The 16,141-nt window shown below is 41.2% G+C and carries 14 protein-coding genes and 1 tRNA gene; 8 read left to right on the top strand and 7 right to left on the bottom strand.

From position 1 onward, the window contains the following. The first annotated feature begins 1 nt into the window (after nt 1). Genes frhD through frhB form a run of 3 tightly spaced genes read left to right on the top strand, consistent with a single transcriptional unit; the run spans nt 2 to nt 2,133 of the window. On the top strand, nt 2–472 hold the full coding sequence (frhD, locus tag MSTHT_RS07485; RefSeq protein ID WP_181952176.1) for a coenzyme F420-reducing hydrogenase, FrhD protein: 471 nt from the start codon (nt 2–4) through the stop codon (nt 470–472). A 13-nt stretch (nt 473–485) separates the two neighbouring features. Further along, the gene (gene frhG, locus MSTHT_RS07480; protein WP_048167236.1) at nt 486–1,247 is read left to right on the top strand and encodes a coenzyme F420 hydrogenase subunit gamma; all 762 of its coding nucleotides are present in this window, start codon (nt 486–488) and stop codon (nt 1,245–1,247) included. 1 nt (nt 1,248) lies between these two features. Then, the gene (gene frhB / locus MSTHT_RS07475) at nt 1,249–2,133 is read left to right on the top strand and encodes a coenzyme F420 hydrogenase subunit beta (protein WP_231588033.1); all 885 of its coding nucleotides are present in this window, start codon (nt 1,249–1,251) and stop codon (nt 2,131–2,133) included. Between the two features lie 290 nt (nt 2,134–2,423). On the opposite strand, the gene MSTHT_RS07470 is transcribed toward frhB, so the two are convergent. The 3 genes from MSTHT_RS07470 to MSTHT_RS15140 form a co-directional block, all read right to left on the bottom strand. After that, nucleotides 2,424–3,329 carry a hypothetical protein gene (locus MSTHT_RS07470; RefSeq protein ID WP_052721857.1) on the bottom strand — a complete coding sequence of 302 codons (906 nt, stop codon included), beginning with the start codon at nt 3,327–3,329 and terminating at the stop codon, nt 2,424–2,426. 295 nt (nt 3,330–3,624) lie between these two features. Then, nucleotides 3,625–4,173, bottom strand: coding sequence for a YkgJ family cysteine cluster protein (locus MSTHT_RS07465; RefSeq protein ID WP_048167235.1), 549 nt, complete (start codon nt 4,171–4,173; stop codon nt 3,625–3,627). Between the two features lie 703 nt (nt 4,174–4,876). Next, nucleotides 4,877–5,461 (bottom strand): restriction endonuclease, encoded by a 585-nt coding sequence (locus tag MSTHT_RS15140; RefSeq protein WP_048167234.1) that lies wholly within the window; start codon nt 5,459–5,461, stop codon nt 4,877–4,879. A gap of 607 nt (nt 5,462–6,068) precedes the next feature. Here MSTHT_RS15140 and MSTHT_RS07455 point away from each other — a divergent pair. The 4 genes from MSTHT_RS07455 to MSTHT_RS07440 all read left to right on the top strand — a co-directional run bounded on the left by MSTHT_RS07455 (nt 6,069) and on the right by MSTHT_RS07440 (nt 11,749). After that, a complete protein-coding gene (locus tag MSTHT_RS07455) occupies nt 6,069–6,530 on the top strand; it encodes a hypothetical protein (RefSeq protein WP_048167233.1) in 462 nt (153 codons plus the stop codon). A gap of 365 nt (nt 6,531–6,895) precedes the next feature. Next, nucleotides 6,896–8,146: an acyltransferase family protein gene (locus tag MSTHT_RS07450; protein WP_082086799.1), complete on the top strand. Its 1,251-nt coding sequence runs from the start codon at nt 6,896–6,898 to the stop codon at nt 8,144–8,146. 110 nt (nt 8,147–8,256) lie between these two features. Beyond that, nucleotides 8,257–9,591 carry a DNA double-strand break repair nuclease NurA gene (locus MSTHT_RS07445; protein ID WP_048167231.1) on the top strand — a complete coding sequence of 445 codons (1,335 nt, stop codon included), beginning with the start codon at nt 8,257–8,259 and terminating at the stop codon, nt 9,589–9,591. Further along, nucleotides 9,581–11,749: an ATP-binding protein gene (locus MSTHT_RS07440; protein ID WP_048167230.1), complete on the top strand. Its 2,169-nt coding sequence runs from the start codon at nt 9,581–9,583 to the stop codon at nt 11,747–11,749. Before MSTHT_RS07445 ends, MSTHT_RS07440 begins: the two co-directional genes overlap by 11 nt. Nucleotides 11,750–12,399: 650 nt before the next feature. Here MSTHT_RS07440 and MSTHT_RS07435 read toward each other — a convergent pair. The 4 genes from MSTHT_RS07435 to MSTHT_RS07420 form a co-directional block, all read right to left on the bottom strand. Beyond that, a tRNA-Pro gene (locus MSTHT_RS07435) sits at nt 12,400–12,474 on the bottom strand. Nucleotides 12,475–12,622: 148 nt separating this feature from the next. Next, nucleotides 12,623–13,174, bottom strand: a complete 552-nt coding sequence (locus MSTHT_RS07430; protein WP_048168457.1) for a UbiX family flavin prenyltransferase — start codon at nt 13,172–13,174, stop codon at nt 12,623–12,625. Between the two features lie 96 nt (nt 13,175–13,270). Further along, entirely contained in the window at nt 13,271–13,654 is a 384-nt protein-coding gene (lpdD, locus tag MSTHT_RS07425) for a prenylated flavin chaperone LpdD (RefSeq protein WP_048167229.1), read from the bottom strand. 159 nt (nt 13,655–13,813) lie between these two features. Continuing rightward, nucleotides 13,814–15,010: an HD domain-containing protein gene (locus MSTHT_RS07420; protein WP_048167228.1), complete on the bottom strand. Its 1,197-nt coding sequence runs from the start codon at nt 15,008–15,010 to the stop codon at nt 13,814–13,816. A gap of 113 nt (nt 15,011–15,123) precedes the next feature. Here MSTHT_RS07420 and cofD point away from each other — a divergent pair, with 113 nt between their 5' ends. Further along, nucleotides 15,124–16,053: a 2-phospho-L-lactate transferase gene (gene cofD / locus MSTHT_RS07415; RefSeq protein WP_048167227.1), complete on the top strand. Its 930-nt coding sequence runs from the start codon at nt 15,124–15,126 to the stop codon at nt 16,051–16,053. Nucleotides 16,054–16,141: the final 88 nt, after the last annotated feature.

Below are 16,141 nucleotides of genomic sequence, written 5' to 3'. Positions count from 1 at the left end.
AATGGATACGCTGTACTCCGAGATCGTGGTGGCAGGCTGCGGCAACCCCCTCTTTGCGGATGATGGGTTCGGACCTGCAGTTGTGGAGAAGCTCAAGGAATTCGAGCTTCCAGAGAATGTCACGGTCGTTGACGCGGGACTAGGGGGACCCCATTTCATCTTTACCCTTCTCAATCCCGAGTCTACAAAGACTCTTATTATTGTGGACATTGCGGATTTCGGAGGGGAACCTGGCGAGCTCAGGTGGCTCTCAGTTGACGAGCTTCCTGTGGGAAGCTATAGGGACGCCCATTCATGGGATCTGACAGAGCCGCTTCAAGTAATCAAGGACGATATCAAGATCCGGATTCTGGCATGCCAGAAGAAGTATGTGTCTGCCCCTGAGATGGTCATCGGGATTACAGACGAAGTACAGAGATCCATTCCAGAAGCTGTATCTGAGATACTGAAGGAAATCGGGATGAACTATTAAGGAGACAAAACCAGTGGCAAATAAGATCAAGCTCGGGCATGTACACTTGAGCGGCTGCACCGGCTGCCTCGTGTCCGTGGCCGACAATAACTTAGGACTCATCAAAATCCTGGACGACTACGCCGACCTCGTCTACTGCCTTACACTCGCCGACGTTAGGCATATCCCTGAGATGGACGTCGCGCTTGTTGAAGGATCGGTCTGCATCCAGGATCATGAATCGGTGGAGGAGATCAAAGAGACGCGGAAGAAGTCAAAGATAGTGGTGGCTCTTGGTTCCTGCGCAAGTTATGGGAACATCACAAGGTTCAGCCGCGGCGGGCAGCACAATCAGCCCCAGCATGAATCCTTCCTTCCCATAGGGGATCTCATCGACGTAGATCTCTACATCCCCGGATGCCCTCCGAGCCCAGAACTCATAAGGAATGTCTCTATCATGGCGTACCTGCTCCTGGAGGGGAACGAGGATCAGAAAGCTCTTGCGGGCAAGTACTTAAAGCCTCTCATGGACCTTGCGAAGCGCGGCACGTCAGGATGCTTCTGCGACCTGATGGTTGATGTAATTAATCAGGGTCTCTGCATGGGCTGTGGCACCTGCGCTGCCTCTTGTCCAGTACGGGCGATCACCATGGAGTTCGGGAAGCCGCAGGGAGAGCGTGACCTCTGCATCAAGTGTGGCTCCTGCTACGGCGCCTGTCCTAGATCATTCTTCAACACCGATGTGATTGAAGAATTCGAGAACATCAACGAGTTAATTGCTGGAGCGCTTAAGTGAGGTGAGAGAGTTGATTGAAGATCCATATCTCGGCAAATACATAACCTGCGTCTCGGCAAGGAGCACGGACAAAGAGATCCTCCAGAAGGCACAGGACGGCGGCATTGCCACCACCCTCATGGTCTATGCTCTCGAACAGGGGATAATCGATGGAACTATTGTGGCAGGCGAAGGAGACCGACCATGGGAGCCCAAACCGTTCGTTGCTATGAGCCGCGAGGACATTCTCAAGGCACGAGGGACGAAGTACAGCATCAGCCCCCAGATCTCCTGGCTCAAGGAAGCAACTCGGTCTTTCGGTCTCGATAAGGTAGGTGTAACCGGTGTCTGCTGCCAGATGCAGGCAGTCAGGAAGGCTCAGCTCTATCCGATTAACATGCGGGACGTCCCTGATAAGGTTGCTTTCACAGTTGGTCTCTTCTGTATGGAGAACTTCCCATACAAGTCTCTGCAAACCATTGTCGAGGACCATGCGGCGCAGAGCCTCAACTCCGTGAGAAGAATGGACATCGGGAAGGGCAAGTTCTGGGTTTACACTAACCGGGGGAATGTCGCCAGCCTGCCCCTGAAAGCTACCCACAAATACGAGCAACCCGGCTGCCACGTCTGCCTCGATTATGTCTCCAACCTTGCCGATATTTCAACCGGCTCGGTCGGAAGCCCAGATGGCTGGTCCACGGTCTTCATCCGCACCAAGAGAGGTAATGAAATCTGGTCCAAAGCTGTTGCTGCAGGCATGTTCGAGACAAAACCCATAGAAGAAGTCAAACCTGGTCTCGATCTCGTCAAAAAGCTTGCAAAGGAAAAGATCGATAAAAACTGGAAGACAGTTGAGGAGCGTAAGAACTTCGGTGTCAACAAGGCGTTGAGGAACCCTTACGCCTAAATTTTCTTTTAGTTATCGGGATTATTCGCGTTATCTACGCGGAACAAGGGGAAGAGGATCTGTCTCATCCCCAATTTGATCCCTTTTTGTAACTCATCCATCGGGCTATCGCAAGTTCGAGCCTTTCTTGCCAGTAACCGCCCGATATCTGCTCACGAGTGAGCACTCAGGCTTGTAGTAAACTGCAAAAATAAAACAACTCCTCCAGAGAGGAAGAGTTGTTTTTACGCCTGGATTCTAACTCCTGAAAAAGCTTTTATGATAGAGGATGGTCAAGCTTTGGAATAAAATTAATTATCACCGCGTCCTTCTATGACATCAATGATACGCTGACCGATCAGTGGGGCAACGGAAGCGGCAAATTTTGAATTAGGGTGAGAATCCGAGGGTGATACGGCATTTTCCGGCAGGAGGTATAGTCCGCCTCCGGTTTCCAGTTCACGGAAATCCCAAACATAGATATTATCACCGGGCTCATCCCAGGTTGTCTTGACCCAGTTAGCAAATTCTCTTGCTCTTTCAGCTTCTGCGGGATTGGTTTGGCTTTCGACCAAAGCTGCACCTGTCCAAACTATGAAACGTTTATTCGGAAACTCATGCATCTTTTCTTTAAGCGCGTTGTACTGCAGCTTATAATTCTCCAGGCTTTTGACACTGGAAGTTACATCTGGAGAACCTGTATCGGCAACTATGTTGCTAACCGGGAAACAGTGCTTCCAAACGATGACGTCATAAGTCTGAGTCAGCATCTCTAAGGTAGGTTCTTCCATATAGGCAGAAGGACCGGCATGATTTACCCAGATGTTCCAGTAATCATAAGGATAGTTATTCCATCCATAGGGGGATGCCTTTGGAAATTCCAGGGGTGTTATACTATAGTCTGTGCCGTGCTCAGCATTATATTTTTCAATCGTATCCTGTACCCCACCTTCCCAGATAACTCCGCCGGTGCTGTGATGAAGATATATGACCTTTGCTGAGCTTGACATCGGGTCGGTACTTTCTAGAGCTATAACATTTTCATCTGTGTGGGATGCGTTTGTCGTTGTAACTGTGTCATCTGCTAACTGTGCATTTTCACTGGCACTTTGACTCTCTGTATCCGGGGCTGAACTGCAGCCCGATATCGCGATAAATAAAATAATAATTAGCAGCCCTGCTAATTTAATTCCAAAAATTTTACTGACAAGATTCATAATAATCTCCAGGCTTTATCTATTATACTTTATAAAATATTTTATTCTATTGAGGGCAATTATTTGCAGCTTAATTAAATTAATCATTATGTTTATTATAATAAAAACATTGTCTTTTGTTCATCTATGTAGAAATAGTGAGGAATTTATCAGTAAAAAACAATAATATTTTTAAAAATAAAAAACTAATTTTTATATATGTTACTATTTTTCATTTTTTCAATCTTTCACCGCCTGCATATTGAAATTTCTATACTTTAACACAAGCAGGCAAGAAAAAAGAAATTAATAATGATTACTTTCTTTCAAGAAATTCTATGAACGAATCCAAATTACTCTCTTTCATTTCAATACAAAAGTCATTGTTTTTGTCTATGTTTTTATAGTGTTTGTATAAGTTATTTAATTCGCTGTACATTGTTGAGTTTACTGATTTATACCACTGTGCGTAATCTTGGATTATGTTGACAGACATCGGACACAATAACAATGTTAAACCAAATCCTATATCATCGTCAGGAAAAATTACAAAAGGAAAATTTCTACATGCTTCAGGCCTGTTATCGTATATCCTGCATTTTGTGTCTATCAATAATGGGCAGTGCCCAACAATTGCTTTATAACATCCTTCCAACTCTGACTTTACTGCATTAGATTTTAAAATTCTTGCACTTTCTTTGTCTACATTTTTTAAGATTTTCTCGTATTCTTTTCTACGAAAGTCAATAATGTGAGTTTTGCAGCAGCTTGCATTACATGATTCAGGACAAGTATAGTGTTTAAGTATGCTTTGAGTTTTTGAGACTAACCAATCGTGTTTTTTAGAACGTTGTCTTCTATCCATAGTATTCACCCGATTGAATAAAAAAGAGGGTTAATGATAGCTATTAATGCTCTGTTCAACTGGTAATTTATATATGGGTTACATTTCATCTGTTCTCTTACCAAATAGTAAATTACAACATTTTATTGAGAAAGAAAATCATCTGAATGATAAGGGAAATAAAATCTGAATTTTTTATTTCGAATTCAATTGGTTGAATTTTGCTTAAATCTCTATCTCCTATGCTCTATCTCCTATAGTTCTAGGCGCATTTTTAATTATATACTATCTTGTTTTGCTTCTCAGGACTGTTTATGTTATTGATCTAGGACTGTCTATGTTATTGATTTAGGACTGTTTATGTTATTGATTTCAAAATTTAATTTGCCTATTTTTTGTATAAGCCCTCTGTTCTGAATAAAATATTCTTTCTTACTGATTTGTTAAATTGATTGATTATTAAGATATAGCAAAATTGGTGGAATAGAAAGCTTTATTCGAGTCATCGAATTTAAGAAGATGTTCTAAAGCATAATTTATCTGTGCTACAATTTGCTTTTTGTCTTGATTTCTCGCCAAACTCCAGTAAAAGTTAAATGATTCCAGGTTTTCAATTGCGTTTTTTATAAACTATTAAAACATAACAGAGATTCTAGGACAGGGTTTGATGGAACTAATAAAAAGTCTAAAAAAAGATATATAAAAAAGAAATTTTATTCAGAGCTTAACTCAGAATGGTATTAATCAGCTTCTCAAGTTCGTTTCTATCAACCAAATCAATAAAGTTCGCTTTAGCTAATTGTCTGGCAGAATCGGTAAAGTAACTGTTTGTAACTACTATGCCCTTGGTGCATTTGTAGAAACCTTTTGCAGCTACAACTTCCTGTACTGCACTGTTTGAAACCTTACTCGAGGATCTTTTGACCTGAACAGCAATTCTTTTTCTTTCTTTTGAGGTTAGAATAAGATCTGCACCCTGATCACGTGATTTCGGAGTATGATAAACTGAATATCCTAATTGTTCATAAACGTGTTTCATAAATTCTTCAAACTTGTATCCATTCATCTTATCGATTTCAGCTAATGTGGATAGAGCTGGGTTTGATGGTTTTCTCTTAAATAGTCGTTTTATAAGACTACACAATAAATGCATCGAATAACTTGACAGTAGCCATATAAACTTCAGTAAGTAAAATGAAAAACTCAATAATAGCTTAATTGGTTTTATCAAAAGGTATAACATCAACTTAAATAAATAATTAACAAAGCGGTGCTGTTTTCTGCTCTTTCCTTTTTTCCTTATTTTCATCAACGTACTTCCTTCTGTTTTTAAAACCTATAAAGGGTATTGCAAAGTCCGTAATGCATATCAAAAACTACGATATTCTATAATTCTAGAATATTCTTTCCAGCTTATGCCTTTCAGCGAAAGGAAATTCAAATCTGAGGGCAACTTATCAATTAAAAGAATAATTTAATATAAATATACTGTTGGATTAAGTGATTATTTTCTAAATTGAACTTAATTGTGCTACAGTAAGTAAGAATTGAATAGATAAAAGAAAAAATCTACTCTTATTAGGAGAAAAAAGCCAGTTATTATAAGAAAAAAGCCGGAAAGGGATCCGAGTACCAGTAGCCGCTGCTGAAAATTTCTATTTTATTAAAAAAATGAGTAACTTAAATATAAGTTAAAGAGATTTAAATATAGTTAAAATAAACTAAAATAACTTAAATATCAGTTAAAAATAAATTGAAATAATTTAAAAACAACTTAAAAGTAACCTGAAAATAACCTAGAAATAACTTAAAAATAACTTGGAAATAACTTAAAAATAAACTAAATTAACTTAATTTTCACATGCTTTTATCCAATGTTTTATAGATCGGTCTATAAGCCTGCGGGGCTGAAATCTATGACATTTCATATCGAGATCAATGGAATGATTGCACATGTATACGAATCAGTATATGAATACGCATCTCGAAACGCAAACTTCTCTAACTATGTAGATGAGAAAGTGGATTTGTCACATTTTTCAGATAAAGGCACGGAATCAAAGTTTCCGAAAGTGCTTATTCGACCGGTGTTGCTATATAAGGATCTGAATTTTTCAGTCGGGAAACAGCTATTTGACGGCATAGAGTTTCCTGAGACGATAGAAATAGAAGGCTCGGAATATACACTGGTAAATTTTGGTGAAAATGAGATCAGCTACCTGAAATCAGATGACATGGATAACCCTGTTTACACTCTTATATACAGAGGTGCGCAGGTTACAGATGGGATATGTTTATATAGTTATCCTTTGAACACCGAGATTTTCGAAACCGAGGAAGCAGCGCAGGCAAAAGCTAACGAGCTTAACAATACATGAGGATAACATGCTAATTGTGAATAAGGTTATGAACCTGTCCTGCCTCAAACTTAAGTGTCAACAATTCTACAAATATTATAAAATTTAATTCACTCTCATAGGTTAATTCACTTTTATAGTTATTTCTGTGGCAGTATTAGTTATAAGAACAAATAAGAACAAATATTTTAATATTAAAAATCCTCATTTTGCCCTTATTTGGGAGATCCAGGACCTTATAGTACACGTTTTTATTTAAAACATATGTGGCATCATAAACCAAACTTTTCGAATAACTATTAATATTTTAATCAATAATATTAGGTTACCTTTCATAATATTTTTAGAAAAAGATATTGTTTTAAACAATATAAGTTGAATAAGTTATGTCCCAAAAGATCGAAGCGCTTGAAAGTCTGAGAGGAATAGGAGCATTCATGGTCTTGATAGGACATCTGTTCTGTGCGTTCTATCCAGCTCTACTTTTCGGAGACGCTATGCTTCATTTTAGTTTTGAGGACACCATCCGAGATGGACCCTTGCACTTACTATATAATGGTCCGTTTGCTGTTTGCCTGTTTTTCACACTGAGTGGGTATGTGCTGAGCTACAAATACTTTGTCAGTAAAAATATCAAAACTTTAAGGAGCAGTGCATATAGACGATATTTTCGCCTTTTAGTACCAGTGTTTACGAGTGTAATGATTTCCTTCGTTATGGGCTCCCTGGGACTTTATCGTCACATGGAAATAGTACCAATTACGGGTTCAGTTTTATGGCTAAACACTTTATTCCAGTTTCCTCATGGCGATATATTTGAGGCAATATATAACGGTCTATTTGGAGTGTTTATCACCGGGGATAATAGATATAATGGTGCCTTATGGACAATGGCCACTGAACTACGAGGCAGCTTTCTTGTCTATGGATTCCTATTGTTTTTTGGAGATCGGTGGGACCGCCTATTAGCCTACATTGCTGGATTTCTATTATTTAAGGATGGGTACATGATAAACTTCCTTGCAGGTGTGGCATTGTGTGACCTGAGGAACAATATGAATTATCGGTTGCCAGAACCTGTTTGCATCGGCATTACAGCCGTGGGATTATGGATGGCTGCGTTCACTTACGATGTGAACGGGTTACTCTCAATAATCGGATTACATACTGGTATACAATATCCAGATTTAGCTTTTGGAGCGATATTTGTGTTGGCTGGGGTCGTCTTTAGCACCATTTTACAAAAGCTCCTATCCAATAAGTTTTTAGTGTGGATGGGTCGTATGTCTTTCAGCGTTTATGTAATCCATATGATTATAATGTGTAGTTATAGTTGCATAGTCTTCAGCCAGCTTAATCAGTTTTTCTCTTATAATATCGCAGCCATTGCCAGTATTGTGTCGACTATCATTCTGGTCTATTTAGTTGCTCCATATTTTTACGAGATGTTTGATTTAGGCGGTCAGCGGCTTTCAAATGCACTGTACAGGACATCTTATAATGAGGCATCTCTAATTGTACAGAAGACTTATAATTTTTGTAAATCGGGTAAGTTACTTTCTGCTATGTATGAGATTATGAAAAATCCATCCGCTGTGCACTCAAGTGTGAAGGGAGAAAGGAAAGAAGGAAAATAAGAGCAGAAAATGCACACTAAATACTATTCTCATAGCAATATTTTAGCTTAAAATGCTGCTCCCCCATTTCACTCAACAAATATATAAACTCCTCAAAGTATCTTTTGTTTATGACCCTTGAGCCCGTGCATATGCGTAAGATCTCGGAGCTTGCGAGAAAGATTGACCAGTCTTTTGAGTTTGAAGAGGTGAATACGGCTGCAAATATCTATTCTCTGCTTGAGGAGTTGAGGCTAGATGGGAAGGTCATACTTAAGGCGATAGACAGGCTCTATCGAGGGATTGTAAGGACTGAACTCATGGCACAGGGCGAGGACCCGTATCCGGTTACTTATGCCTGCGACAGCGGGAGTACCAATCCCAGAACCTATGACAGCGGGCTTTTTGTGGATTTCTGTCACTGCGGGCTGGCAGCAACGCCTACTGACCTTGACATTCAGAGATTCAGGACGATCGTATGTGCAGCTTATTCTTCTTCCCAGAGGGTAGCTATACAGGCTTCATTGGACTGGGAAACCTTTGATGAAGAATTTGGACGGGCAAAACTAGTCACAATCGCTCCTGACGAGTTAAAAAGAAAGGCTCCTGACATGGTTCACAGCTTTGCCATGTACCTGGCTGAATCCGAACATATTATTTTTATGAAGGATAGGATAAAACCTGAGAGCTTTTTCATAATGGACGGGCCGATTTATCCCAAACAGCTAATGTACTGGATGGTGCTGGATGACGAGGACGTAAGAATCCGGCAGAACAGCAATGCCAGAAAGATCCTCCAGAATTATATCGATATTATGGATCATTTCCTGGAGAACCAGATGCCTGTAGTTGGGTTTGTAAAAAACCCTACTGACGTGCAGATTATGGATATCGTCCGGAAGAAAAAAGAAGCTTTCGACCTGCCCTGGATGCTTGACTCCCAGTTTTTCAGAAATTTGCTCTCCCTTGAAAAAGTTTACATTGCATCAGGTAACAGCGGAAGAAATTCGAAAAATAACGGAAAAAATGGCAGGTACACTGATTTCAGGAATGCTTACATTACTTACACCAACTGGTTCCTGCAGCCCAACAGGTTTTACGAGAAAATGCTTAACGGAACTTCCCCCCTTGCAGCTGTAGACCCGTTCCAGCAGGAACTCAGGCACAATTTCCCGCCTGAGGATTATGCCCTTTGTTTTTTCATACTTTATATGCCTTCCACGGATGTTATCTTTAAGGTAGAAGCCCCATACGGGCTTGTTAAAGACGATTTTCTCCGTATGCAAATTACCAAAAAAGTGCTCTTTGACCTTTCTTTGCATGGTTTTCCCCTAACCCTCACTAAAGCGGATCATCTCGCAAAAATCCGCAAAGTGGAAAGGGAAGAGATTGATAAATTCTTTGAAAATATGAATCCCGATATTACTTATAATGACATTCGGTGGGGTAAAATGAATGAAATATGAAAATACTAACATTTTTACCTTTAATTCTTACAAACCGAAAAAGGAATCAGCCCCTGCAAGCTCAGGAATGGAAGAAAATGCAGATTTAAAGGAAAATCACGGCGAAATCAATCTTGAAGACCAGAATGCGGGTGAAACCGCAAATTCTGTCAAAGATATTTCTAATCGGGTTACTTCTGCGCTCACACCTGACACTTATGAAGAATTGCAGGTTCCTTTCTCCGATACTCTCTTGAAAGACAGCCAGGAGGATATATCAGACCTTATTCCGGAAGCTGAATCTGATATTTTTTCAAACTCTACCGAAGCTATCTTTAAATCCTCCTCTCTGTCTAAAGCTGCCCCTCTATCTGAGACTGTTTCTCTACCTTCCCCGGATCTCTCTCTTGAATCCGAAGCTCTTGGGAGTTCTGTAAAGGAAAGTCTTCCCTTTGAGCCCTTTATCGGGTACGACAATAATGCCCTTAAAGCTCTTCAGACCTCAGAAGCTTTCGGAATTATCACCACAGGCATAGAACCCCTCGAATTAACCGCTTCAGACGCTGTAATCACAGGTTATATTACATCTGCCCGGCGGCACGAGATAAGGCTAGGAACATACGTTGTTGTGCCTTACGAAAATGGAGAAAAACTCTTTGCGAAGGTAGGAAAACTCCAGTACAGGCAGGAATTTGTCGTAGACGATGCAACCGAGATTCACTCGAGGCGTATGCTCAGCGCCAGAGGAAATCCTGTAAACGAAGCAGATTATAAGTTTCTTGCTTATCTGGATCCGCTCTGTATTTTGTACCTGAAGAAAGGAAGCACACTTACAAGGCGCATGGCAGACCGGATTCCTCATCCTAACACTCCTATCCTGCCTGTTACTGATAGGCTTGAGGTTCAGACAGGACTTAATATTCCTCAAGAAGGAATCTTTCTCGGTCACCTGAGTGTGGGAGGCGAGCTTTTAAAAACCCACTCCGAACCCGAAACAGTTGCATACTATCTCAGAAACGACTATTCCATGGGCGATCCCCTTATTTTCAGGCATATGCTTATCTGCGGAAGCACTGGAACAGGAAAAACCTTCCTCTCAAAAAATATTCTGCGCCAGTTCATGACAGAAAATAACAGGTACAGGCTACGAAGTTCCCCTGATAAGGCACGGAAAAACCCCTGCCTGGTAATTATGGATCCCCAGGATGAGTATTCCCAGCTTTTCGAAGATAATGAAACTCTGAGTGAGGACGAAAAATTCCGCTTGGAGTCCGAAAACGTGGTTTACGGCAGGGTTACCTCCACAAAAGCTTTCGTCGCAAAAGTTGATGGGCAAAGATACCCTGGCGACAAGTCAAGAGCGGAGCAGATTGAGTTTACAATTCCCTTTTCGCTTGTAGAGCATAATCCCTGGCTTATTGCAGCAGCCGGGATGTCCGAGCTCCAGTACATAGGACTTGAGGTGCTTCTTGGGGATTTCTTCAGGTCAAACGTACCGCACACTTACCTGAACTTTATCAACCATATTGATAATGAGGGTACCCGTTCTTACTATGTTGACAGCGGGAAGCTGCATGAATCCTCATATGACGGGATCGTGAGAAGAGTCAGGAATCCTTTCTTCTCAAAGGTCTTTGATCGGGATGCTTCCCCAATTACCGAGCTTCTGGATAAAATCTTCAAACCAGGGCAGATTTCAGTCTTCCCTACTGAGTATATAAGTGATCCCAGAATCCGCGACCTTATAGTGCTCACAATCATGAGCCTGATCGTGGACAATAAGTTAAGTACAACAGGAGAGAAAGCTATTAAAGAGACCCCGATCATTCTGGCTCTGGACGAAGCTCACCGTTACCTCTCAAAGGCAAAAGGGGAACATTCTCGCCTTATAATCTCCCGTTTTGCAGATGCAGCGCGACAGGGCCGAAAAGAAGGACTTGGTCTTTTTTTAATCACCCAGGACCCCCAGGATATCGATGATACAGTTTTCAAGCAAATAAATACAAAATTGATCCTCAACCTTAACAATGATGCAGCTATCACGTCCCTCAAAGTCCCGAAAGAATATGAACGCAGAATTCCATATCTTAAAAAAGGACAGATGATAGTCCATTCCCCAGATAACAGCGACATTGTTGAGATAATCGGGCTCTCGAATTGTGTTGTCAGGCACCGATGAGGTATCTCAGGATGCTTTAATGCTTGAAATTTAGGCTATAAAAGGAGGAGAAATCCTTGAGCCCTGTATTAAGCTATTGCGGGTCAATATAATCCATGTATAGGAAGTCGGGAACAGAAAAATTTCAATTTTTTTCTGCCCCGCTCTGCACTTTTTAACTTAAATTATTCTTTATTCTTAACTACCTTTTAACTGTTTTATCTAGATACAGTTCTGATACCGCTGCTTTAACATTCTTTACTTTCAGGATAACAGCATATCTCCCTGCCTCGCATATAGTTTACTTCCAGCTTCTAAGAAACAAGAGAATGACAGGAAAAAAGGAAAGATGAGCGGAAAAAGACAGAAGGATGAACAGAAAAAAATGATATCGACAGAGGAAATAAGAAAATAAACGTAATAAACAAAAAATAAACAGACTGAATAAGAAAATAAGCGGAAAAAGTAAGAAAATAAAGAGAAGAAGTAAGAAAACAAAGAGAAGAAATAAGAAAACAAAGAGAAGAAATAAGAAAACAAAGAGAAGAAATAATAAAACAAAGAGAAGAAGTAGTAGAATAATAAGAAAAATAATCAGAAGAAATAGTAATGAAATATATGTTCCTAGAAAAATGTAGAGAATGTTCTAAAAAAATGTAGATAATATGTGATGGGATAGCGCGGATTTGAACCGCGGTCCAAGCGTCCCAAACGCTCGAGGATGGACCAAGCTACCCTACTATCCCAAGGGGTACTTCCTCTCAAAGGATATTATCATTTAAATAGCTTTCGTTAGAACATGGGTCAGTCATGCTTTCATTGAAAAAGTCTTTCCTAGTAGTTGAAAATTTTTCTGCCTGTGATGCCCAAATTCGCAGGTTTTTTGAGCTTCTTTCACTTCCAGCGCTGATAAAGCTCATTCTCTATTCCGAGCAGGTCGAGTGCCCTTCCTACCATTATATCTATGAAATCTTCGAGAGTTCGGGGACGTGAATAAAAGCCTGGACAGGCTGGCAGGATACTCGCTCCTGCTTTTTTAGCTTTTAGCATGTTTTCGATGTGTACAAGGTTAAGCGGGGTTTCCCGGGTCATCAGGATAAGTTTTCTTTCCTCTTTAAGGCAGACATCTGCAGCCCTCGTAAGAAGGGTATCGGAGACCCCGTTTGCTATGGCTGCAAGGGTTTTCATGCTGCAGGGAGCGATAACCATTCCTTCGATTCTGTAAGATCCGCTGGCTATCGGTGCTGAAAACTCTTTCTGGGCATAGCTCCAGGTTGCAAGTTTCTTCACTGCCTCAGGGGTGTAATCCGTTTCAATCTCTATTATCTGGCTTGCCGCATCTGTCAAAACCAGATGGGTTTTTATTCCTTTTTCCGCCAGCACTTCAAGAAGGCGAATCCCATACTGGACCCCTGATGCTCCGCTTATCCCTACCGTTATCTCCATTTTATCCCTGCCACTAATGCTCCTGCCGTTATTTTCCATATTCGTATTTCTGTTATACCCATTTTCATGTCTAGTTTTCATGTCTAGCCCGGTACTTCAGGCTTTATCCTGCCTTGGCAGTTCGACTTCTTTTTTGCAAAAGGCGATGAAACTTTCTATCATTTCTTCTGCGGCTGAAACTATATCCCTTATCTCCTCAGGGCTGATATTATCTTGATGTATTCCGACAACAAATACAGAGGCTCTTTTCGTTGCCTTGCTAACCTGTCTTGCTCCATGCAGGGCAAGATATTCTTCCCTGTGGCCAGGCATTGTTACCACCGATGAACTTGCTCTCTGGCTTTTCTCATCGAAAAGTCCAGTAGCCACAGCTCCCACATGTTCCTCTCCACCTGTGAGAGTCAGCAGGTAATCTTCTCCAATCTTTTTTGCATCAAGTGCTATCTCGATTTTTCCCACTTTCCGCTTAATGTGAAACAAATTCCTTCCTCTGCCCTTCAAGCTTTTCAGCTTTTAGTTTCAAAACCTTATCAACTGTGTAAATTGTTTCAAGCCTATTAATGGTTTCAGGACTGTTATATTTTCTTTAAATCTCAAAAGTCCCTTTTTCTCCTAATTGCTCCTTTTCCTTTATCTAATTCAAAGATCACTTAGTTTAAACTGCTTTAAGGATTTTTTTATATCAAAATAGTCTCTTGCGGCTTTTCCCACAGCTTCACAGTGTTCTTTCGGGCTGTATACACCCATCCTCCAGTTGTCCATATGCGCTTCCTGCAGTATGGATACAAAATGGGAAGCTTCGTTAAGGGGAATCAGTTTGTGGTCAGTTTTTATCATTGCCCTCATTTCCAGCATTTCAGGCATCTTTGGAATGTCCACAAGCACGTACTCATCTTCAACCCCTGCCATATCTGCAATTTCTTTTTCTACTCTTCGAATTCGGTCGCGGTGTCTGAGTACGGATTTTCCTGTGTCTGCCAGACCCACATATAATGCCCGCTTATAGAGCTTACGGGCATCCAGCAGCCTTGAAAGCTCTCCCGCATACCCTGTTGCGTTTCGCATTGCTGCAATAAGGTCTATATCATCCATCTGCCTGAGCCTGAGCGGGTCTAGCTCTTTGTTTTCGATCATGTACTCCACTGCCTTGGAACACATAGCTTCTGAAATCCTGGTTACATGATGATAATAAACTGATGTGTTCATCCAGAAACGTGAGACCAGAAGAGATTCGGCAGCTTTCAATCCACCATAGTTCACAACGAGCCTGTCCTCATAAAAGTCCATCTGGTTTATCAGGCGGTTATAATCCACGACCCCGAAGGCTACACCTGTGTAATGGGCATCCCGTACAAGATAGTCCATCCGGTCTACATCGATCTCACTGCTAAGGATCTGCCCCACGGAAGTCTCTCCTTTAATGTGCTTCACAAGGTTTCCGGGAGAAATTCCATGTTTGCTCAGGACTTCTTTTATCTCTCCTTTTCCGAGAATTTCCTTTACATCATCGTGTCTGCGCCGAGTGTATTTGTCAATAATGTTCTCGGTAACATGAGAAAGAGGTCCATGACCTACATCGTGCAGAAGAGTGGCAGCTTTAACCTCAATTTTCCTGTCTTCTTCAATTGAATCGAGACTCCTTGTTAGCACGGAGGCAAGGTGCATTGCTCCAAGCGAGTGCTCAAAACGCGTATGATTAGCTCCCGGATAGACGAGGTTTGAAAAACCAAGCTGTTTGACCCTCCTGAGGCGCTGCATCTGTGGTGTTGAAAGAAGATCCTGAGCTAGATTATCCAGCTCGATGTAACCGTGTACAGGATCAAGGACAACTTTCATTATTCTTTAGACAGATTTCATTATATATTGCTGTTACTATTACTCTGATATTGTAGATTTGCAGAAATACCCTCTATCCGAAAGTTTAAAAGAAAGCTGGAATAGGTATTATCATGATTATTTTTTCAGGCGGCACTGGAACTCCAAAGCTCCTTGACGGACTCAAGGAAATCCTCCCTGCGGAGGAACTGACCGTTGTTGTAAACACTGCTGAAGACCTCTGGGTTTCGGGAAACATGATTTGTCCTGACCTGGATACAGTGCTCTATCTGTTTTCAGACCAGATTGACCGAAAAAGGTGGTGGGGCATCAAAGACGACACCTTCCTTACTTATGAGCGTATGAAGGAACTTGGTGTCACAGAGAGTATGAAATTGGGAGACAAGGACAGGGCAACCCATATTATTCGCTCGAATTTTCTCAGGCAGGGAATTTCCCTTACAGATGCAACTTTAGAGCTTGCATCAATCTTCGGAATTAAAGCAAAAATTTTGCCTATGTCTGACGATCCAATTTTCACCTATATAGAAACTCCAGAAGGCGTTATGCATTTCCAGGATTTCTGGATCGGGAGACATGGAGAACCCGACGTGCTTGGGGTTGAGATAAGGGGAGTTTCCGAAGCCTCAATTTCTCCAAAAGTACTCGAAGCCCTGGAAAATGATGACAAAGTCCTTATAGGACCAAGTAATCCGATTACGAGTATCGGTCCCATTATATCCCTGCCAGGCATGAGAGATATTCTGAAAAAGAAAATGGTCGTGGCAGTCAGCCCGATTATTGGCAATGCCCCTGTAAGCGGGCCCGCCGGCAAACTGATGGCAGCATCAGGGCTTGAGGTCTCTTCAATGGGAGTTGCAGAATATTATCAGGATTTCCTGGATGTCTTTGTTTTCGATGAAAGGGATCAGGCTGATGAATTCGCTTTTGAGAGGATTGGATGCCGTGCCATCCGCGCCGACACCATAATGACCTCAACTGAAAAGAGCAGGGAACTGGCAGAAATCATACTAGGGCTTTTTGACACTCTTGTCTGTCCTTAACTTCCCTGTTTAATCCTTTATTCTCCTTTTATTAGCTTTTTATTAACTTTTTATTTGTTTTCAATTATTGAACAGTTAATAATTCGAT

It is taken from the genome of Methanosarcina thermophila TM-1 (assembly GCF_000969885.1).
Lineage (GTDB): Archaea > Halobacteriota > Methanosarcinia > Methanosarcinales > Methanosarcinaceae > Methanosarcina > Methanosarcina thermophila.
This window is presented reverse-complemented; position numbering and strand designations above follow the sequence as displayed.

What these genes read in the sequence shown, in the direction of transcription:
- MSTHT_RS07465 (WP_048167235.1), bottom strand. Translation starts at nt 4,173, where the DNA reads ATGGATAGAAGACAACGTTCTAAAAAACACGATTGGTTAGTCTCAAAA.
- MSTHT_RS07450 (WP_082086799.1), top strand. Translation starts at nt 6,896, where the DNA reads ATGTCCCAAAAGATCGAAGCGCTTGAAAGTCTGAGAGGAATAGGAGCA.
- MSTHT_RS15140 (WP_048167234.1), bottom strand. Translation starts at nt 5,461, where the DNA reads ATGAAAATAAGGAAAAAAGGAAAGAGCAGAAAACAGCACCGCTTTGTT.
- MSTHT_RS07430 (WP_048168457.1), bottom strand. Translation starts at nt 13,174, where the DNA reads ATGGAGATAACGGTAGGGATAAGCGGAGCATCAGGGGTCCAGTATGGG.
- MSTHT_RS07445 (WP_048167231.1), top strand. Translation starts at nt 8,257, where the DNA reads ATGACCCTTGAGCCCGTGCATATGCGTAAGATCTCGGAGCTTGCGAGA.
- MSTHT_RS07455 (WP_048167233.1), top strand. Translation starts at nt 6,069, where the DNA reads ATGACATTTCATATCGAGATCAATGGAATGATTGCACATGTATACGAA.
- MSTHT_RS07420 (WP_048167228.1), bottom strand. Translation starts at nt 15,010, where the DNA reads ATGAAAGTTGTCCTTGATCCTGTACACGGTTACATCGAGCTGGATAAT.
- frhD (WP_181952176.1), top strand. Translation starts at nt 2, where the DNA reads ATGGATACGCTGTACTCCGAGATCGTGGTGGCAGGCTGCGGCAACCCC.
- MSTHT_RS07440 (WP_048167230.1), top strand. Translation starts at nt 9,581, where the DNA reads ATGAAATATGAAAATACTAACATTTTTACCTTTAATTCTTACAAACCG.
- cofD (WP_048167227.1), top strand. Translation starts at nt 15,124, where the DNA reads ATGATTATTTTTTCAGGCGGCACTGGAACTCCAAAGCTCCTTGACGGA.
- MSTHT_RS07470 (WP_052721857.1), bottom strand. Translation starts at nt 3,329, where the DNA reads ATGAATCTTGTCAGTAAAATTTTTGGAATTAAATTAGCAGGGCTGCTA.